An 18,048-nucleotide genomic window follows, 5' to 3' on the forward strand; every position below is an offset into this window, starting at 1 on the left:
AATATCGTTACCCGTACTACGTGTAACAACATCTTCAGTGTACTAATCTGATGATGACAATTTGTGGAGAGATGGCTGAGTGGTTGAAAGCACCGGTCTTGAAAACCGGCATACGTTAATAGCGTATCTAGGGTTCAAATCCCTATCTCTCCGCCACTATACAGAAAGCCTGCAAAGAAATTTTCAGGCTTTCGTCATTTTCGACGTTTGATAATTAGATGGGGTTTGTATTAAATCCCAAGTCGGTCGTGACCCTGACTCTCAGTACAATAAAAAAGCCTCGCTAGAAATAGCGAGGCTTTTTTATTTCAGCGCAAACTGGAAATGATAGAGGTTTAGAAAATCCCCGGTTGAGATCCCCTTCAAGCTAGGCGCCCTTGTTCTAATATTCAGCACACAATCACTCAATACAAGGTTTGTTCTTAAATGAATGATCTTTAGCATACAGATGTTCCATTAAAGCTTTCGAACCTACTAAAGTGACGCTTTCTAAAGCAGCAAGACTTAAACGCTGTGAGATTGAGTGACTGGCAACTGAGTTTTACTGTTGCACACCTTGCAGCTATTCAGCTTCTCTTTTCTCTGGTTAATTCAGATACAAAAAAGCCCAAGCGATGGGCTTGGGCGTTCTTACATTTAATGTGTTTGTCGAGTGTATTAGAACTCTTTCGGTGCGAAGCCAGTCATCACGTCTAGGCGTAGTTCTTTACCCATTTTAGTCATAGGGTGAACGATAACCAGGCCGCGTACGCGTTTCTTCAGTTTACCGATGTCTGCCTGTTCTGCTTTAGTGATTTCACGAGAGAATGGCATATCTAACAGGCTTTTACGTTCTTTATTTAGTTCGTATGTTTGTTTGTGCTTAAGTTGGTTAAGCTTCTTTGTTAGATCTTCAACTTCATCCGTGAATTTAGAAATCATTTCGTGATCACCACGAGAACGTGCTGCATCCAGTTTACGTTGGCAGGTATCTACGCGGTTATGCAGCTTTTGAATATCAGTTTTAATGCTCATGGTAAATAGACTCAATTTTTTAATGGTCGAGGAGTATAGCATAGCTGAAAATCTACGCTCTACTATCCTCCTCGATTCTATGTTTAGTTGATTAGTTCATTCCCTGAAACTTGGCCGGAGAAGAAGGCTTCTACGTTGTTCAATGTCACAGATGCTATGTTATTCAGCGCTTCGTGAGTTAAGAAAGCTTGATGACCAGTGAACAGAACGTTGTGACATGCCGATAAGCGGCGGAAAACATCATCCACGATAACGTCGTTGGATTTATCTTGGAAGAACAAGTCCTTTTCGTTGTCGTACACATCTAAACCAAGAGCGCCAATCTTACCCTGTTTAAGTGCTTCGATAGCGGCGACAGAGTCGAGTAACTCACCGCGGCTTGTATTGATGATCATCACGCCATCTTTCATTTGAGCAAAAGCGTTTTCGTTCAATAGATGGTAGTTTTCTTCGCTCATTGGACAGTGAAGAGAGATAACATCTGCATTGGCGTAAATCTCTTCAAGAGAACAGTATCGTGCACCCATTTCTAAAGCCAGAGGATTTTCGTAAGGGTCGTAGCAAAGCAGTTCCATCCCTAAGCCTTTAAAGATTCGCATCGTGGCGATACCAATCTTGCCTGTGCCGATAACGCCAACGGTTTTGCCGAAAAAGTTGAAGCCAACTAATCCTTCTAAAGAGAAGTTGGCATCACGGGTGCGTTGATACGCTTTGTGGAGACGACGATTCAAACACATCATCAAACCGACGGTATGCTCGGCGACCGCTTCGGGAGAGTATGCAGGCACTCGCACAACTTGAAGGCCAAGCTCTTTAGCCGCTTGTTGATCTACTTTATCGAAGCCAGCACAACGCATCGCAATGAGTTTTGTTCCGCCCAAAGAAAGTTGTTTTAGAACGGGAGCAGAAAGATCATCATTGACGAAAGCGCACACCACGTCACAACCGTGCGCCATTTTTGCGGTTTTTTCGGTGAGTCGAAAGTCGTGATAGTGAAATTCGAAGTCGCGATTGTTCTTAATTTTATTAAAAGAGGCTTCGTCGTAGGATTTTGCACTAAAAAAAGCAATGTTAATCATAGTTCCCTCCCAAAAAGTATGGGTTTTATAAATAAATCTACTTATAAAGTAATGCAACTTAGGCCTAATGAATAGTGAAATCTTTGCTTAAATTTCAGTAATATCAAGATGCGATTAGCACCGTCTTTTTTACGTCTCAACGTTATAATCAGATTGCTTTGTGAGCATCATCTGACTAGCATAGCTTCTCTTTTATTTCCTTCTGACTCTTGGTTTGGGCGTTCTGGCAATGTCGATAAAATGGTGTGCTTTAATTCTGTGTGGATTGGTTACGTTCAGTACGCACGCGGCTGTCGATCTGGTTAAAGTTGATAAATCGAAACGCAGAATGTACTTGATAGAAGATGGCATCATACTAAAAGAATATCGTATTGCATTGGGTGCCAGTCCTAAAGGCCATAAGCAAGAAGAAGGCGACAACCGAACGCCAGAAGGCAGTTACACGCTCGATTACGTGATTGAGGATTCTGCGTTTTATCGCTCGGTGCACATTAGCTATCCCGATGCTATTGACACGTTAGAGGCGCACCGGAGAGGTGTCTCCCCGGGTGGGAACATTAAAATTCATGGTTTAAAGAATGGTGAGACGCAAGATCCTAGTTTTATTCAGAGTTTTGATTGGACCAACGGGTGTATTGCGCTCACCAATGAAGAAATGGATGAATTCATCCAGCTTGTCACCATGGGAACACCGATCACGATCGAGTGGTAGGACTCGTTATCCCACGGGAGCTTTGAAAGGTTACTGCATAAAACGTTTTGGATGGTCACTAAAAATGCCATCTAATTGCGGAAGGTGCTTGAGCTTATTCGGGTTGTTGACCGTGTAACACATGACCTTATAGCCCGCTTCTTGCAGCTTAATGATCTGACGCGAACGAACCCAGTTAATATTTAGGTTACAGCTGTACGCTTTCACTTCATCTAACAATAGCCCGTCTTTTTTTGTAAAAAACTCACTTAAAACACCCAAACGATAACCTTCGCAATGCTGGTAAAGTGCTCTGATGACATCATGACTAAAGCTTGAGAGTAAAAGGTTCTCTCTAGGCATTGAACTTTCGGTAAGCACTTTTGCTAGCGTTTGTGCGACTTCATCCGCTGGATGGCGGTCTACTTTAACTTCAATATTCAGATTTAGACCTCGCTCAGTAGCCAAACTTAACAGCTCCACAAGAGTCATGATATTTTCGCCAGCAAAATCTTCGCTGAACCAGCCACCGAAATCTAATTGTCTTAGTTCTTCCAACGTATGCGCATCAACTCGTCCTTTGCCATTGCTGCATCGATTTAACGTATGATCGTGGCAAACCACAAGTACGTTATCTTTTGTTGGCTGAACATCCACTTCTACCCATTTTAGGCCGAGATCAATTGCAGCTTGAACGCTGACTTTTGTATTTTCTGGGAACGAGCCGGCAACGCCGCGGTGACCAATTAACAGAGTTTCCATTTTGTTTGCCTTCTTGAATGAGATGTCCAGATTGTACTCGCTTTTGGCCGTTGATATAGAGGTGAAAGGCTTCTTCAGGGCGGTAACGTCACGATTCAACGGTGTAATTTTCACCAGACAAGCATGGTGCGGAAATGAAAGACTAGATTGGTAACAGATTCTGAGCTACAAAATGACGTTGGACTTTTATGCTCTTGCCGCTCATTTTTAAAGAGCGACGTATCTTTCAAGAGCCGCATTTTTTCAGGGAGAGTAAGATGAAAATTGGTGTGATTGGCGCTGGCGCCGTTGGAGTTGGTGTTTGCAATTATTTGCTCACGCTAGGCAGCGTCAGTGAACTTGTTCTGTTAGACCAAAACTTAGAAAGAGCTGAAGGGGAAGTCTTCGATTTTCGTCACACAGCGGCGTTAACCTTTTCCAAAAATACCCGCATTATTCCCTCAGATGATTACCTCGATTTGTTAGGTGCCGATATTGTTGTGATAACGGCAGGTGCGCAAATTCAACAAGGACAAACACGTTTAGATATCGCGGAAATCAACGCGAAGATTGGCGTCGAGATCGCTAGAAAAATAGAGCGTGTTGCGCCAAAGGCGGTTTTGATTGTCGTGTCCAACCCTTGTGACATTGTTGCTCATTTTATTACTACCAATACGGGCTTTGAGCCAAACAAAGTGATAAGCAGCGGGTGTGTTATCGATACAGCTCGCTTGATGAGCATTGTTGCTAACCGTGTGGATCTTGACCCTAAAAACATATTTGGTTATGTGCTGGGAGAGCACGGAAGCCACTGTTTCACACCAAAGAGTTTGATCTCTATTGCTGGCCAGCCTGCGGATTATTATTGTGATACGCACAATATCGAAAGAATCGATGCTGATGAGTTGCTCGAAGCGGTTAAGCAAGCGGGTTACGAGATATTTCGTCGCAAACATAATACGGTGCATGGTATTGCAGCCAGCGTATTTCGAATCATTCAAGCCATCAAAATCAATGAGCGCTCTGTGTTGCCAGTTGGCACGATGATGTCGGGTCAATATGGTGTGAGTGGCGTCGTGCTAAGTCTACCGACGGTGGTCGGGAAAAAAGGTGCAGAGTCGGTTCTTACTCACCCGTTTACAGAAGAGGAGCTTGAAACATTACACTCTATTAGTGTGAACTTGAGATCCATTGTTGAGAATGTCGCGCAATCGACAGGTTTGAAGTGCTGATTGTAAACAAAGAAATTCTCCGTTTTGCCTTATATAGCCTACTGTTTAGTAGGCTTTTTTGTGTCTTCCAAACAGAGAAAAGCCCCATAAACTATGGTTGTTTAATTTGCAAATGAGTAATAGAATGCGAACCATTTTTATTTAAGTGGTAATTTGGCATGTCTCGAGTTCTGATTGTTGATGATGACGTTCCTTTGTGTGAGCTTTTAGAAGTAGTTTTGCAAGATGAAGGATATACCGTCTCTTCTGTGCATTGTGGTGAAAGCGCGCTGCAGTACATGGAGAAAACGCCAGTCGATTTAGTGTTGCTCGATGTGATGTTGCCAAACTTAAATGGGATGCAAGTTGCTCGTCGTATTTGCCAACGATTTGCTACACCAATTCTGATGCTTACAGCATTGAACGATGAAAACTCGATGCTAGATGGCTATCAAGCGGGTGCCGATCAATACATTGGTAAGCCATTCAACGTCGCTGAGTTGCTAATGCGCATCAAAGCGATCTTGCGTCGAGTGGGCTTGGAGCGTCAACGCCAAACCATTTGTAATACCGCCCAGAGTATCAGTGATCAGCTAACCAGCTTACCGTTGACCAGCACAGAAGCGGAGCTTTTAAGCCATTTGGTTAAGAATCAAGGCGTGGTGATCTCCAAAGCTGAGTTACAGACAGAAGTGTTGAAAAAAGAACTCAGCCCGTTTGATCGCAACCTAGATATGCACATTAGTAACATTCGCCGAAAATTGGTTGAAGCGGGCTTATCTAAACAGCACATCAAAACGTTTCGAGGCAAAGGCTACAGTTATTTAGAATCTGTGGGCGCGTGATGAAGTTGGTGTGTCCATCCTACATAGCAAAACGCAAAGACAGCCTTGCGTTTAAGCTTTTCAGTTACATGACCGCGATAGTCATCAGCATTTTGCTGGTGCAAGCGTTAGCGGAACAAGCCTTGGTGAAAGCCATGTTGAAGGTTCCAAATAGCGTCAAAATGGAAATGTTGGATCTTGCACACCAAGCCAACGTGTTGATTGAACATGGTGACATGGATGAGTTGGCTGATTGGGCGAACGCGCAGCAGTTCTATTTGTTTGTACTGAACGAGCAACTTCAACCAGTGACGCATCGTCTCATGCATCCACATTTTGAATTCAAGCTCCAATTCAAACGCAGTATTGATGATCAATTGGAAGACAAAGTGAATCGACCAATCATCAGCATTCCATTGGTTCAGCAGCACAACTTAGTCATTCAACTGCCACATCGCTTACATCCTGCGAATGACTTCATACTGTACTTTTCCATTATCAAAGTGGTGATTGCCGCCGTGATTTTGGCTTTGTTCTCGCTTTTAATGGCTCGTAACTTACAGCAACCGTTGGACAGACTCAGAGAGGCGAGCAAGAAGCTTTCTAACGGCGATTTTAATGTCAGTGTTGTGCAGGAGCTAAAGTCCAACACGCGAGAATTTAATGAACTCGCGCAAGACTTTGACCACATGACGAAAGAGATTCACTCGCTAGCGGAGAAGCAACGTCTTTTGATTCGCGATGTGTCCCATGAACTAAGAACGCCTCTTGCTAGACAGAACTTGGTTTTGCACCTTTTACGTAAACGAGTTGGTGAAAGCGAACAAGAATTAGTGACGCGGCTGGAAGACGAAGCCAAAGAGCTGAATCATCTAATCAGTGACATTTTGGAATTTAGTCGCCTTGAGAATGCTCGCTACGACAAAGAGACCAAGCGTAGCGATCTTGAAGTGCTACTAGCCCCACAAGTTGAGCGTTGCAAAATCGATTTGAGGGAATCACAGAGCATTGTATTTATTTCACGTGTGACCGAGCCGAGAGCTTACTGTGAAGATACTCTCGTGGTGCGTTGTCTGAATAATCTAGTTGGCAACGCTATCAAATACGCGGGTGAAGATGCTCGGATCGAAGTGACTCTGACTAATCAAGAAATCAATGGGCAGGCTTATCTGGTTATGTCTGTCTCTGACGATGGGCCTGGCATCCCAGAGAACAAGTTATCCGATATCTTTAACCCGTTTACCCGCTTGGATGCCTCGCGAGACAAAAAGCTTGGTGGATACGGCCTTGGACTGGCGATCGTTAAGGAATCGATGCGAATGATGGGTGGTTCCGTCAATGCAGAGAATCGTTCTCAAGGTGGTTTAACCGTGAGTTTGGTGTTCAGACAATAACGGGTAACAATGAAGTAAACTCGATTTGTGATCTGGATCTCGTATGAGCGGTTCTTCATCAGAGAGTTCTTTACAAAACTTTGCAAATGCAAAGAATGTAAATTTAATGCAAATGGTAATACTTATCACTTATATTCACTCGCAAAATAAATAAGAGGGAATCACATTCACTGAATGTGCGACCCGAAAATAATCGGAGTGAAAGGATATGTTTACTAAGAGCCATTTGGCATTAGTGATCGGTGCGGTGCTAGCAGCGCCTGCAGTGGCAAACGTTCAAACAGATGAGCACCTAGTTGTAGAAGGTCGCGAGTTCGGCTACAAAGCTGATACCAACAGTACAGCGATGCGTATGGAAATGACGCAGCTAGAAACTCCGGGACAGGTTGCGGTCATCGACGAAACCGTCATCGATGAGCAACGCGCAAGTACACTAGGTGAAGTGTTACGTAATGACGCGAGTGTAAGCGCGGGTGGAACTAGCCGTAACCGTGAACGTTTCTCGCTACGTGGTTTTGAACTAAGTAGTTCTGATGGCTTCTTACGTGATGGTCGTCAGCACTGGTCACATTACCGTCAGCCAATTGAGCTTTTAGAGCGCGTTGAAGTGCTAAAAGGTCCATCTGGTCTACTTTATGGTAAGTCTGAGCCGGGTGGCTTAGTAAACATGGTTTCTAAGAAACCAACAACGCAAACACAGGTAAGCTTGAGCCAAGATATCGGTTCAAACGAACATTCGCGTACCGTACTTGATGTAAGTGGTTCTTTAAATGACGCAGAAACGCTACGTGCTCGCGCTATTTTTGCGAAAGAAAACTACAGCTCTTGGCGTACGTATGGCGATGGCACAAAGCCGCAAACTGACCGTGTTGTGGGTGGCCTAGTTGTTGAGTATGACATTACTGAAAACATCATGGTGTCAGCGCATTATGACCGTACAAAAGACGAAGGTAGCGTAGATTCAGGTGCTTACATCGTGGACGGAAAGCCAGTTCGTGGTGATAAGTACATCTGGGACGCTCAGTGGTCAAAAATTGATAACGACGTAGAAAACTACGGTATCGATATTAATGCTCAAGTGACTGATAACGTGAATGTGAAAGCGGGTTACAACCGTCAAGACTTTAAGCGTTTTGATGTAGAGTCTTACCCTAAGTTTGACAATTATGACAAAGATGGTGTGATTCGACATAAAGGGAACGAGCGCACAGATAACTGGGTATTCGATACCGCGTACTTAGACGTGACAACCAACTTCTCTTTGTTGGGTACAGAAAATACGTTTTTGGTGGGGGCGAACTACCTCGACTACAAATACGACCGCTTTATGGCTTTCCATGCAGGAGAGGATGTAGCGGCAGGCACGACAGTTACTCGTCCTGGAACCGTACGCTCGAAAAAATACCCAAGAGGCGAGCATGACACTTGGGGTATTTACGCGCAAAACATGATGACGATTAACGATTACTGGCAAGTACTTGCGGGTGCTCGTTATGACGAAAAGCGTGAAGATTCGCTAACAGAGAACCAAGTTTCTCCAAAGTTAGGCGTGATTTTCCACCCGACATCGAATGGTTCGATTTACGTGCAATACTCTGAGAGTTTTATGCCGCAAGGTGAAGTCAGCAACGGTAGTCGTACTTACATCAATGATGGTGAGAAACTCGACGCTGAGCGTGGTATCTCTTATGAGATTGGTACGAAGTGGGAACTGTTTGAACAGCGTTTATTTGTATCAGGTGCTGTATTTGATATCACGTTAGAAAATATCTCGCTGGATGTTGAAAGTGGTAAAGATGCTAGTAATCAGCTCCTACACAAGAAAACGCAAGGTGGTGAGCAAGTTCACAAAGGTGCTGAGTTAATGGCTCAAGGTTTTGTGACCCCAGAGTTGTCGCTAACCGCTTCTGCAATGTACTTGGATGCCGAGTTGAAGAAGGCAGAAAGATTTGAAGGCAACCGCCCTGCCGATGTGCCAGAGTTCTCGGCAAGTCTATGGTCTAGCTACAAGGTTCAGGACAATACGAACCTAAACCTTGGTTTGATTTATGAAGGTGATCGCTACGGTGATGCAAAGAACACCTTCAAGAAAGATGGCTACGCTCGCATTGATATGGGCGTGTCATACAAACATAAGTACGATGAAAACTTGGACATCATCGCTCGATTCAATGTCGAAAACTTATTCGATACTGACTACCTCGCAGGTGGTGGTAGCACGAACGGTGATCAAAAAGGCGCGAGTGGCGTAGTGGTTGGAGAAGAACGAAACTACATGGCGACAATCCAGTTCAAGTACTGATAACAATTTGATTAGTAAAGGGGAAGTCCGGTCTTCCCCTTTAGTCGTTTTTAGGAAATAGCATTTAAACTCGTATGAATCTAATGAAATCAAGTATCGCTCTGTTGATCTCATCCGTTTTGATTCCTGCTCAGGCGGCGAATTTAAACGATGCACAAGCAGTGCAGAGTAAAACTAACCAAGCATCAGCGGTTAGCCAAAAACGTATTGATGCAAGCGCAGAAAAGGCTCTGACGCTGGAAGCGGAAATCGAACAGCTTCAGGAAGAAGTCAGCAACTTGAAGATTTATCGTGATCATCTTTCAAGTTTGGTCGAGAGCCAACATCAAGAAGTGAACAGCTTGAACGAGCAAATTGAGCAGATTGCTCAAACTCGTCAGGGTGTCGTGCCATTGATGTATCACATGCTTGAAGGACTCAAGCGCATAGTGGCCAGCGACAAACCTATTCGTAAAGCTCAGCGTGAAGAACGCATTGCGAAGCTTGATGATCTGATGACGCGAGCCGATGTTGCCGACGCAGAGAAATTCCGTCGAATCCTAGAAGCCTACCAAATTGAAATGGACTACGGCACCAAGCTTGGTATCTACCAAGGCAAAATTAACCTAGATGCTAACGAAAAAGTGGAAGCAGATGTCCTTTACTTGGGCCGTGTATCTTTGGTTGCGCGTAGCCTGTCTGGTGACAAATTCTGGAGTTGGTCGCAACAGCAACAAGCCTGGCAGCCTGTTGGTTCGGAACAAAAGACCGAGCTAGATAAGGCGTTTGCTATGGCAAACAAACAAATTGCACCGAGTATGTTAACTCTGCCAGTGTCACTAACGGTTGCGGAGGGCAAGTAAATGATCAAGAAATGGCTATCGGTTGCTCTTATCTCAACCGCGGCGATGATGCCTCACACAACGTTCGCGAGCGATACGTTGTTGCAAAAAGCGCAGCAAGAAAATCGTCAGCAACAAACGCACAATGCGTCACGTGAATCGGGTTTCAAGAAAACCGAACAAGAGCTGCAAGCAATTAAAAACAAGCTCGTTGCTGAACGTGCAGCCCTTCAAGCCGAAGCTGATACATTAAGCGTCACGTTTAGTGAAAATGAAGCGGAACTGGCTCAGCTAGAAGAAAAATTGCGTTTAGAAACGGGCAGCCTAGGCGAACTATTTGGTGTTGTTCGTCAAAACGCGAAAGAGCTTGAGTCAGAACTGAAACACGCAGTGACAGGCGTAGATGCCAACTCATATCAAAAAGACATTGAAGCTATTGTCGCGGCGAAGTCTCTACCGACGTTGAAGCAGCTGCAAGCGATGTGGCGCAGTATGGAAGAGCAAGTTACCGCAAGTGGCGAACTGGCGAAGGTCTCTTTCACTTTGCTCGATGGAGAAGGTAAAGAACAGACAGTCAACGGTGTTCGTCTTGGCGCAATGGCACTACTTGATGACAATGGCTATGTGAAATGGAACGGCCAGCGCGGTGACGCAGTGAACTATTTGCGTCAGCCAGAAAATGGTCCGACAGCGAGCGCATTCACCAACGGCGAATTGGATTCGTTAGTTATTGATCCATCGCGTGGCATTCTTTTAGAACAACTAGCGAACTCGCCAACGCTGAAAGATCGTCTAAATGCGGGTGGCGTAGTTGGCCAGATCATCCTTGTTCTATTAGCGATTGGTTTGATTATCGCGTTGGTTCGCGGTGTGTCTCTTTTCATTGCTCGCCAAAAAATCGCGAAGCAGCTAAAGAATCCAACCAAAGCAGAAGATAACCCTCTAGGTCGCGTTCTTTCTGTTTATCAAAACGACAAACATCGAAGTGTCGAAGCATTAGAATTGCGTCTACTTGAGGCGGTGGTTGATGAGCAAACGCACCTTGAAAAAGGACTATCGATGCTCAAACTGCTTGCAGCGCTGGCACCAATGTTAGGTCTGCTAGGTACGGTAACGGGCATGATCGAAACATTCCAAGTGATCACTCAGTTTGGTAATGGCGATCCAAAAGTCATGGCGGGCGGTATTTCGATGGCGTTGGTGACAACGGTTCTCGGCTTGGTAGCCGCAATGCCACTGCTTCTGGCGCATAATGTGCTGAGTTCTCAAGCCGAGAGCATTCGCAACATTCTAGAAAAGCAGGGTATTGGCTTAGTTGCTGAACAAGCAGAGCGCGATATGTCTAACAACAAAGGCAACCGTAACACGATAGCGGAGAACGCAGCGTAATGGAGCAGATCCTACTCAACACTTTGGGTTTGATCAGTGAGGATTGGGCCAATACCTTGATGAGCTTTATGCAGCAAGGTGGCCAAATCCTATGGTGGTTGGCTGCCGTTGTAGCGGTGTGTTGGTTACTGGTTATGGAGCGAGTGGTTTACTTAACGACGGTATTTCCGAAGGTAAATAAACAGCTTCGTGAACAGTGGCTGGCACGGTCAGAGCACCACTCTTGGTATGCACATCAAATTCGCGATGGATGGATTGCAAAGGCACAAATCGAATTGCGCCAAAACCTTTCGACGATCAAGCTATTGGTGGCCATTTGTCCCATGCTTGGTCTGTTGGGTACTGTCACTGGCATGATTACCGTTTTTGACGTGATGGCCTCACAAGGCAGCAGCGATCCAAAATTGATGGCTTCGGGCATCTCTTTAGCAACGCTGCCTACTATGGCAGGTATGGTGGCGGCATTGGCGGGCATGTTTGTACATGCTCGTTTAAGCAAAGTATGTGAACGTAAAGCGATCCAATTAGAACAATCTTTAAGGAGTCAGAAGTGAGACTCGGACGCAGACCAAATCAACAAGACGAAGCTCAAGTCGATTTAACATCGATGCTTGATATTGTATTTATCATGTTGATTTTCTTTATTGTTACCAGCTCTTTCGTGCGAGAGTCTGGCGTGGAAGTGAACCGCCCTCAAGCATCGAACGTGGTCAGTCAAAAAGACGCAGGTATTTTCATCGCCATTACGGCAGCAAACGATGTATACATCGACAAACGCTTGGTCGATCTGGAACGCGTAGAAGCATCTATTGAGCACCTATTGCTAGACCAGCCAGATGCATCGTTAGTGATTCAGGCTGATGAACACGCTTACAACGGCACCGTTGTGAAAGTGATGGATGCCGCTAAAGGTGCTGGCGTGAAGAACATTGCACTGGCAGCGGAGAAACCTTAATGGGTAGGCTGTTAATTGCGTTACCAGCGTCATTATTGATCGCCGTGAGTTTGTTTAGCTTTATGGCGTGGATGGTCGATAACGGCAATCAACGCGCACCAAAGCCGTCTGAGGCAGTGCGTTTTGATATGGTCATGGTTGAAAACGATGCCGATGTGCAGCGTCGTCAACGTTCAGTACCAGAGCAGCCAGAGCCACCTCAAGCACCAGAGCCGATGGAGCTGTCTCAAGCCAATACGCAAGTTGAGCCGATGAGTCAAGTAACACCGATCAGCGCGCTTGGGTTAAACACGGCGTTAGATGGTATTGCGATTAATGCGCCAAACCTAAAGGGAACCATGGGCAATCAACAAGCGTTACCGCTGTATAAAGTTGAACCTCGTTACCCAAGTAAAGCATTAAAACGCAAGGTTGAAGGTTATGTGATCATGCGCTTTACGATTGACACGACAGGTCGTCCAAAAGACATTGAAGTGATCGATGCAGAGCCAAAGCGTATGTTTGAAAAAGAAGCCATTAGCGCGTTGAAGAAGTGGAAATACCAACCCAAAGTTGAAAATGGTGTGTCGATTGAGCAGTTCGGACAAACCGCAAAAGTGGAGTTCAAATTAGGCAAATGATGAAGAAATTCTTAATCACAACGCTGCTTAGTTTGACCGCAGCCAGTGCGATAGCTCAAGAGCTTAGCCAGTACACCGCATCTAGAGTGCAGCGTGCGCACAGCTTAGCTCAAGAAGAGAAGTTTAAAGAAGCGATCTCAACTCTCGAATCGTTAGACCTATCGCGTGGCTACGATCAAGCGTTTGTTGCTCGTATGCTCGGTATTTTTTATTGGCAGAATGAGCAAGTTAAGCCTGCTATCAAGCAACTGGATTTCGCGGTAAGCAGCGGTTTATTGCAAGACGAGCAAGCGTGGCAAACACGTAAAATGCTAGCGGATATTTTGTTGAACGAACAACAGTTTGCTAAAGCCTTGCCGCACTATTACGAGTTGAGTAAAGCCGTACCTAAAAACCAGAAAGCTCATGAAGTTTGGCTGCGCATCGCACAATCGCATTACCAGTTGAGTCAATGGAATAAAGTGTTATCAGCGATGGGTCGCTACGAGAAGTTTGGTCAGCCGGATGAACTCGGTCCATTGTCGATTAAGCTTTCGTCTGAACTGGAACTCAAAAAGTGGCAGCCTGCTATTGTCACCATCAAACGTTTGATTGCAATTGAGCCTGAACGAGTTGAATGGTGGCGTCAGCTCGTCGCTTTGCACTTACGTGTCGATGACAGCAAACGCGCACTAGATTCAATGGCTTTAGCCAAGCTACAAGGTGTCGCGCTCAGTCAAGATGATTTTAAACTGCTGGCACAGCTTTATGCGAAACGTGGAATCCCAGAGCGTGCTGCTTTAATTATGGAGCAGTTGGAAGACCTCAACGTCGATAGCCAGTTAAAAGCTCAGCAGGCGACCTATTGGCAGATGGCAAAAGAGTGGGATAAATCCATCGATAGTTGGCGAATTGCCGCGAAGTTGGATTCTAAATACTACTGGAACTACTCTCAGCTACTTGTTCAAGAAGGCCATTACCAACAAGCATTGGCTGCTTTGGATAAGGTAAAAGGTCGTAATGCTGACGTCGCGCTCATCAAAACCAGAGCCTACTACAAGTTGAATCGATTGGATGACGCATTGGCGAATGCGAAACGTGCGAATGAAATCAAACCATCGAATCAAGCCAAGAGTTGGGTGAAATACTTAACCCAACGGCGTAAAGCGGAAGCAACACAAAGCTCTTAGCGCAGAACAAATGAAAAGACCCGAAGTCATTCTCGGGTCTTTTACTATATGTAGAATCTGATTTTAAACAGAATTACCCATCAACTAGTTGTTCGTAAAAACGCAAAGCATTAAATGGTTTTGAAAAGAATGGGTTGTTTAAAATGTACTCTTGATCTTGTCTGCGTAGGGCTTCAAATTTTTCTATTGAGTTAGGTATGATAGAAAACGTTAACTTTTCTGTGACTTGGACTAGCTTTAGCGTCGATGCTCTCGTCGAATTATGCTTTGCAACCAATAGCTTATAGGCGAGCTGTTGTTTTTCTTGTAGGACGCAATCTTCGAAAGAACGTTGGCTCAGAAACGGTAAAATAGGGCGTAACAAATCATGATTGGTTTTAGCGAACGCCAGCGTTTCTGCATCAGGCTTGTTGTCTTTAGCTATCTGCTCGCATTGTTCTATTTTCTCTCCGTATGCACTTATCGATTGGTTAAGGCTGATAAATACTTGGTTTTCAAAGCTATCGCTTGCACAAGTACTTGACGAAACAATCAATAGAGTGAGAGCAGAATTTTTTAACTTCATAGTTAATCTCATCGCCTATACTATTTTGACTAAGTAAAACTCATTAGAACTTTGCCATCATTGCTTATAGCGAATGAAAAGTCGGTAATTTATGGTGAAATTGGGATGAGACTGGAAATTTAACCTTTCCAATTTGACTAGTTTGCCATCTAACCTATTTGTTTCCATTTCTTTTGGAGTAGATCTAAGTCGCTCGACTAGACCTCAACTACCCAGCAGTTTTTAAACGTAAACAATGTAAATTAAATGCCAATAAGAATGATTATCACCTAAATTATGCTCCACATTTATTGGTGATGATTGTTTTCTATGTTGCTTAAAAGCAAAGGTGTTCAAACGTGGGCGCGCCGTCTACATATCTATATTTCGATGGCTCTTTTATTGGTGACGCTGTTTTTTGCGCTCACTGGCATCACGCTAAATCGTCCTGAGCTGTTTGAGCGAAAAGAACCCATCATTCAACAGCACACCATCATCATCCCGCCGCAGACCTTGTTTTTGAACGGCGAAAGCTTCCAGCCAAACCGCGTTGCACTCATTGACTTTTTGACCCAAGAAGTGGCTTTACGTGGCACTCCATCTGCTTTGGACGTATACACCGAAGTGGAGCAAGGTGAATTGGTGCTTGGCGAGCTCTCTCTGGATTTCAAAGGGCCAGGTTACAACGCCACGGTTTTCGTTGATATGACCACTGGCGACGCCGATATCGAAACCACCAATTATGGCGCGGTGGCACTGCTGAATGATCTGCATAAAGGTCGTAACAGTGGTGATGTTTGGAAGTGGTTTATCGACATCACTGCACTACTGATGGTGTTTTTCGTCCTGACCGGTGTATGCCTGTTATTGCCGAAGAAAAAGACGTTCAGAACATCACTACAGTGGATGAGCTTTGGCTCCTTGCTGTCGCTCGTCATTTATTTTGTTGCTGTGCCTTAACAGCCAGTTGTAGAGAAAAGCTTATGTTGAACACAGGCAAGTTACTTCGCCAAAACCTATTTTGCAAAGCGGCGTTAGTTGCGGCTTTAGCACCATGGCCAGTTTTGGCTGCGCCTTTACCTGATGCCGCCAAAATCGACTTTGAGTTTGAATTGCCAAAGATCGATACCTCAATGTACGCCCGTCCTTACGTCGCAGTGTGGGTTGAAGATGAACAACGTCAATCCGTTAAAACCATTCAGCTTTGGGTCGGTAAGGATGAGTGGCTCAAAGACATGCGCAGCTGGTGGCGAAAAGTAGGTCGTTATGATCGCGATCTGATTGACGCTGTGACGTCTGCGACTCGCCCTGCTGGGCAGTATCGATTTGTTTGGGATGGTACTAACGACGCAGGCGAACGCCTTGAGCAAGGTGACTATACCTTACATGTTGAGGTCGTTCGTGAACACGGTGGTCGCAACTACTTGCGCCAAAAAATGACATTAGCGGACAGTGAGGTGCGCTACCAACTCAAACCAACTCAAGAGACGGGGGTCATCACCGTCAATTACCAAGTTAAGTGATAGAAGGACACAACAATGAAAACCAAAATGAAAGCAGTGGCGTTAGCAAGCGTAATGGCAATGGGATTAGCTGCAGCGACAACGGCACAAGCGCATCCTCGTTGGGTTTTGCCTTCACACTTTACTGTTTCTAAAGAAGGTGGTGATTGGCTCACGTTCGATGTGACTGCTTCTCATGGCACATTTGTATTCGATAAGCCAGCAGGTAGCGAACAAGCTTTTGTCATCATGCCGGATGGGCGCTCTGAGCGTCCGAACTTTGTAATACGCGGTAAGCGTCGTTCGATGTTCGATTTCTTCTTTGTTGAAGAGGGCACGCATAAGGTTGCGATCAACAATGAGCCGAGCTACTACACCCAGTACAAAGCAGGTCGCCGCGATACTGTGAAGTGGGTTAGAGCCAATAAAGCTGAGCGCGCTGATGTGCTACCAGAAAAAACGCGTGATGTGGTGACTCAGCTAAGCTACACCCGCGCAGAAAGCTACATCACGGTCGGTAAACCAACAGAAAAAGCGTTAGAAATTGAAGGCAAATTGCTAGAGCTAAAACCGCTGACTCACCCATCTGACATCATTGAAGGTGAAGCGGTGACGTTCCAGTTCTTCTTCGATGGCAAACCTCAACAAGGTGTGACGGCAGAGATCACGCGTGAAGGAACGTTGTATCGCAACCATCAAGAGCAAATTGATGTGGTGAGTGATAAAGACGGAAAAATTACTTTTACGCCAGACGTGGCAGGGCGCTATCTAATGAAAGCAAACTACAAAGGTGAGTTGAACAATCACCCATTAGCTGACAAAACCAGCGCGAATGTACACCTAACGTTTGAAACTCTACTCAACTAATCGAATTAGGCTCAGCAAGCTCTGAGCCATTTTGGAATCAACATGAACAACACTTCTATTCTTAAAGCTGCTCTGCTATTGGCTGGACTTTCTTCCTTTCACGCTTCTGCTCACTTTCCTCTAATGAGTTGTCATTTATCTCAAGATAAAGTGATTTGTGAAACTGGCTACTCTGATGGCTCAACCGCGATCGATTACGATGTCGAAATGTACGACTACGAAGATAACCTCATCGCCAAAGTCAGAACAGACAAGCGTTCTATTGCCGAGTTTTCTCATCCAGAGACTGATTTCTACTTGGTTTTCGATGCCGGTCATGAAAGCCCAGTTGAAGTGGATGTGGTTGAGCTGAAAGAGAAATGATCACACAAAAAGTTCGTCCCGATAACGGTAGCCGAGAAGGGAAATGGGTGGCACTTACCATCGCTGGTATTCTTGCTTGCGCCAGTGTTTTGATGCCTCTGCACCAAGTTGACTCCCCACATTCTGACGTGCTTTCTCATCAAGTTCGAATCACGGACTTGCACCAAGAAGAGCTCGGTTTGATTGCCGAGCTAAAACTGGCGCACGAAGAACTGCGCGATTTACACGCAGAGTCTGGCACCTGGCCAGATACGGAAGAGATGGCGTCACTGTGGATTGCTCCCTTTGTTCAAGATCAAAACTGGAAGCGTAAAGGTTCGCATCAATGGCAGAGCATTGGTGACGGGATCTACTTGGGCATCAGACAGAGTGAGCAAGGGGCGGCTTCAATGATTCTAGATAGTCGTCAAAGCCACGCCGACATTTGGCTAATCGATGCCCATGGTTTTGCGCCAACCCCAACATTGAGCGAAGAAAGCCATCGCCATCAACAGGGGTGGCAACAGCTAATTCTCTCTTCTCTATCTTCTGCTCATCCTTCGCACACTTAACTCAATTCAAA

At 45.2% G+C, this 18,048-nt stretch carries 20 protein-coding genes and 1 tRNA gene; 17 read left to right on the forward strand and 4 right to left on the reverse strand.

Annotated elements, in window-relative coordinates; translation table 11 throughout:
* Positions 1–65: 65 nt before the first annotated feature.
* Positions 66–156: transfer RNA gene (locus tag ACF8CV_RS00410), tRNA-Ser, on the forward strand.
* A gap of 501 nt (positions 157–657) precedes the next feature.
* On the opposite strand, the gene ACF8CV_RS00415 is transcribed toward ACF8CV_RS00410, so the two are convergent.
* On the reverse strand, positions 658–1,014 hold the full coding sequence (locus ACF8CV_RS00415; protein WP_005467110.1) for a YibL family ribosome-associated protein: 357 nt from the start codon (positions 1,012–1,014) through the stop codon (positions 658–660).
* Between the two features lie 83 nt (positions 1,015–1,097).
* The gene (locus tag ACF8CV_RS00420; RefSeq protein ID WP_021484391.1) at positions 1,098–2,093 is read right to left on the reverse strand and encodes a 2-hydroxyacid dehydrogenase; all 996 of its coding nucleotides are present in this window, start codon (positions 2,091–2,093) and stop codon (positions 1,098–1,100) included.
* A gap of 229 nt (positions 2,094–2,322) precedes the next feature.
* Between ACF8CV_RS00420 and ACF8CV_RS00425 the strand changes: the two genes are divergently transcribed.
* Positions 2,323–2,805, forward strand: coding sequence for a murein L,D-transpeptidase family protein (locus tag ACF8CV_RS00425; protein WP_005479613.1), 483 nt, complete (start codon positions 2,323–2,325; stop codon positions 2,803–2,805).
* A gap of 30 nt (positions 2,806–2,835) precedes the next feature.
* Here ACF8CV_RS00425 and ACF8CV_RS00430 read toward each other — a convergent pair whose 3' ends face one another.
* Positions 2,836–3,546 (reverse strand): glycerophosphodiester phosphodiesterase family protein, encoded by a 711-nt coding sequence (locus ACF8CV_RS00430; protein ID WP_017448053.1) that lies wholly within the window; start codon positions 3,544–3,546, stop codon positions 2,836–2,838.
* A 257-nt stretch (positions 3,547–3,803) separates the two neighbouring features.
* Between ACF8CV_RS00430 and ACF8CV_RS00435 the strand changes: the two genes are divergently transcribed.
* The 10 genes from ACF8CV_RS00435 to ACF8CV_RS00480 all read left to right on the forward strand — a co-directional run bounded on the left by ACF8CV_RS00435 (position 3,804) and on the right by ACF8CV_RS00480 (position 14,210).
* Positions 3,804–4,757 (forward strand): L-lactate dehydrogenase, encoded by a 954-nt coding sequence (locus ACF8CV_RS00435; RefSeq protein WP_021821256.1) that lies wholly within the window; start codon positions 3,804–3,806, stop codon positions 4,755–4,757.
* 158 nt (positions 4,758–4,915) lie between these two features.
* A complete protein-coding gene (locus ACF8CV_RS00440; protein WP_005459337.1) occupies positions 4,916–5,581 on the forward strand; it encodes a response regulator transcription factor in 666 nt (221 codons plus the stop codon).
* A complete protein-coding gene (locus ACF8CV_RS00445) occupies positions 5,581–6,954 on the forward strand; it encodes a sensor histidine kinase (RefSeq protein ID WP_005459362.1) in 1,374 nt (457 codons plus the stop codon). Before ACF8CV_RS00440 ends, ACF8CV_RS00445 begins: the two co-directional genes overlap by 1 nt.
* A gap of 208 nt (positions 6,955–7,162) precedes the next feature.
* The gene (gene peuA / locus ACF8CV_RS00450) at positions 7,163–9,256 is read left to right on the forward strand and encodes a TonB-dependent siderophore enterobactin receptor PeuA (protein ID WP_392415798.1); all 2,094 of its coding nucleotides are present in this window, start codon (positions 7,163–7,165) and stop codon (positions 9,254–9,256) included.
* A gap of 74 nt (positions 9,257–9,330) precedes the next feature.
* Positions 9,331–10,098 carry a DUF3450 domain-containing protein gene (locus ACF8CV_RS00455; RefSeq protein WP_005497831.1) on the forward strand — a complete coding sequence of 256 codons (768 nt, stop codon included), beginning with the start codon at positions 9,331–9,333 and terminating at the stop codon, positions 10,096–10,098.
* Complete coding sequence (locus ACF8CV_RS00460) at positions 10,099–11,466, forward strand: MotA/TolQ/ExbB proton channel family protein (RefSeq protein ID WP_005459330.1); 1,368 nt, start codon at positions 10,099–10,101, stop codon at positions 11,464–11,466.
* Entirely contained in the window at positions 11,466–12,020 is a 555-nt protein-coding gene (locus tag ACF8CV_RS00465) for a MotA/TolQ/ExbB proton channel family protein (RefSeq protein ID WP_005497833.1), read from the forward strand. The genes ACF8CV_RS00460 and ACF8CV_RS00465 overlap by 1 nt, the downstream gene beginning before the upstream one ends.
* Positions 12,017–12,421 carry a biopolymer transporter ExbD gene (locus ACF8CV_RS00470; RefSeq protein ID WP_005459364.1) on the forward strand — a complete coding sequence of 135 codons (405 nt, stop codon included), beginning with the start codon at positions 12,017–12,019 and terminating at the stop codon, positions 12,419–12,421. Before ACF8CV_RS00465 ends, ACF8CV_RS00470 begins: the two co-directional genes overlap by 4 nt.
* Positions 12,421–13,041, forward strand: coding sequence for an energy transducer TonB (locus tag ACF8CV_RS00475; RefSeq protein ID WP_005484262.1), 621 nt, complete (start codon positions 12,421–12,423; stop codon positions 13,039–13,041). The genes ACF8CV_RS00470 and ACF8CV_RS00475 overlap by 1 nt, the downstream gene beginning before the upstream one ends.
* Positions 13,038–14,210, forward strand: a complete 1,173-nt coding sequence (locus tag ACF8CV_RS00480; protein WP_025504825.1) for a tetratricopeptide repeat protein — start codon at positions 13,038–13,040, stop codon at positions 14,208–14,210. The genes ACF8CV_RS00475 and ACF8CV_RS00480 overlap by 4 nt, the downstream gene beginning before the upstream one ends.
* A 73-nt stretch (positions 14,211–14,283) precedes the next feature.
* Here the strand turns inward: ACF8CV_RS00480 and ACF8CV_RS00485 are convergent, their stop codons facing one another.
* The gene (locus ACF8CV_RS00485; protein WP_229651761.1) at positions 14,284–14,787 is read right to left on the reverse strand and encodes a hypothetical protein; all 504 of its coding nucleotides are present in this window, start codon (positions 14,785–14,787) and stop codon (positions 14,284–14,286) included.
* A gap of 297 nt (positions 14,788–15,084) precedes the next feature.
* On the opposite strand from ACF8CV_RS00485, the gene ACF8CV_RS00490 reads away from it, so the two are divergent.
* Genes ACF8CV_RS00490 through ACF8CV_RS00510 form a run of 5 tightly spaced genes read left to right on the forward strand, consistent with a single transcriptional unit; the run spans position 15,085 to position 18,037 of the window.
* A complete protein-coding gene (locus ACF8CV_RS00490) occupies positions 15,085–15,714 on the forward strand; it encodes a PepSY-associated TM helix domain-containing protein (protein ID WP_005459339.1) in 630 nt (209 codons plus the stop codon).
* Between the two features lie 23 nt (positions 15,715–15,737).
* A complete protein-coding gene (locus ACF8CV_RS00495) occupies positions 15,738–16,277 on the forward strand; it encodes a DUF2271 domain-containing protein (protein ID WP_005479631.1) in 540 nt (179 codons plus the stop codon).
* Positions 16,278–16,292: 15 nt separating this feature from the next.
* Positions 16,293–17,123 carry a DUF4198 domain-containing protein gene (locus tag ACF8CV_RS00500; RefSeq protein WP_005497841.1) on the forward strand — a complete coding sequence of 277 codons (831 nt, stop codon included), beginning with the start codon at positions 16,293–16,295 and terminating at the stop codon, positions 17,121–17,123.
* Positions 17,124–17,165: 42 nt separating this feature from the next.
* A complete protein-coding gene (locus ACF8CV_RS00505; RefSeq protein WP_005497843.1) occupies positions 17,166–17,486 on the forward strand; it encodes a hypothetical protein in 321 nt (106 codons plus the stop codon).
* Positions 17,483–18,037: a DUF6162 family protein gene (locus ACF8CV_RS00510; RefSeq protein ID WP_208871055.1), complete on the forward strand. Its 555-nt coding sequence runs from the start codon at positions 17,483–17,485 to the stop codon at positions 18,035–18,037. The genes ACF8CV_RS00505 and ACF8CV_RS00510 overlap by 4 nt, the downstream gene beginning before the upstream one ends.
* Positions 18,038–18,048: the final 11 nt, after the last annotated feature.

Source organism: Vibrio sp. zbq_1 (assembly GCF_043102935.1).
GTDB classification, from domain to species: Bacteria; Pseudomonadota; Gammaproteobacteria; order Enterobacterales; family Vibrionaceae; genus Vibrio; species Vibrio parahaemolyticus.

Coding starts and splice junctions, on each gene's coding strand:
- ACF8CV_RS00495 (WP_005479631.1), top strand. CDS start 15,738: ATGTTGAACACAGGCAAGTTACTTCGCCAAAACCTATTTTGCAAAGCG.
- ACF8CV_RS00460 (WP_005459330.1), top strand. CDS start 10,099: ATGATCAAGAAATGGCTATCGGTTGCTCTTATCTCAACCGCGGCGATG.
- ACF8CV_RS00455 (WP_005497831.1), top strand. CDS start 9,331: ATGAATCTAATGAAATCAAGTATCGCTCTGTTGATCTCATCCGTTTTG.
- ACF8CV_RS00510 (WP_208871055.1), top strand. CDS start 17,483: ATGATCACACAAAAAGTTCGTCCCGATAACGGTAGCCGAGAAGGGAAA.
- peuA (WP_392415798.1), top strand. CDS start 7,163: ATGTTTACTAAGAGCCATTTGGCATTAGTGATCGGTGCGGTGCTAGCA.
- ACF8CV_RS00425 (WP_005479613.1), top strand. CDS start 2,323: ATGTCGATAAAATGGTGTGCTTTAATTCTGTGTGGATTGGTTACGTTC.
- ACF8CV_RS00485 (WP_229651761.1), bottom strand. CDS start 14,787: ATGAGATTAACTATGAAGTTAAAAAATTCTGCTCTCACTCTATTGATT.
- ACF8CV_RS00435 (WP_021821256.1), top strand. CDS start 3,804: ATGAAAATTGGTGTGATTGGCGCTGGCGCCGTTGGAGTTGGTGTTTGC.
- ACF8CV_RS00490 (WP_005459339.1), top strand. CDS start 15,085: ATGTTGCTTAAAAGCAAAGGTGTTCAAACGTGGGCGCGCCGTCTACAT.
- ACF8CV_RS00505 (WP_005497843.1), top strand. CDS start 17,166: ATGAACAACACTTCTATTCTTAAAGCTGCTCTGCTATTGGCTGGACTT.
- ACF8CV_RS00480 (WP_025504825.1), top strand. CDS start 13,038: ATGATGAAGAAATTCTTAATCACAACGCTGCTTAGTTTGACCGCAGCC.
- ACF8CV_RS00420 (WP_021484391.1), bottom strand. CDS start 2,093: ATGATTAACATTGCTTTTTTTAGTGCAAAATCCTACGACGAAGCCTCT.
- ACF8CV_RS00415 (WP_005467110.1), bottom strand. CDS start 1,014: ATGAGCATTAAAACTGATATTCAAAAGCTGCATAACCGCGTAGATACC.
- ACF8CV_RS00500 (WP_005497841.1), top strand. CDS start 16,293: ATGAAAACCAAAATGAAAGCAGTGGCGTTAGCAAGCGTAATGGCAATG.
- ACF8CV_RS00440 (WP_005459337.1), top strand. CDS start 4,916: ATGTCTCGAGTTCTGATTGTTGATGATGACGTTCCTTTGTGTGAGCTT.
- ACF8CV_RS00465 (WP_005497833.1), top strand. CDS start 11,466: ATGGAGCAGATCCTACTCAACACTTTGGGTTTGATCAGTGAGGATTGG.
- ACF8CV_RS00445 (WP_005459362.1), top strand. CDS start 5,581: ATGAAGTTGGTGTGTCCATCCTACATAGCAAAACGCAAAGACAGCCTT.
- ACF8CV_RS00430 (WP_017448053.1), bottom strand. CDS start 3,546: ATGGAAACTCTGTTAATTGGTCACCGCGGCGTTGCCGGCTCGTTCCCA.
- ACF8CV_RS00475 (WP_005484262.1), top strand. CDS start 12,421: ATGGGTAGGCTGTTAATTGCGTTACCAGCGTCATTATTGATCGCCGTG.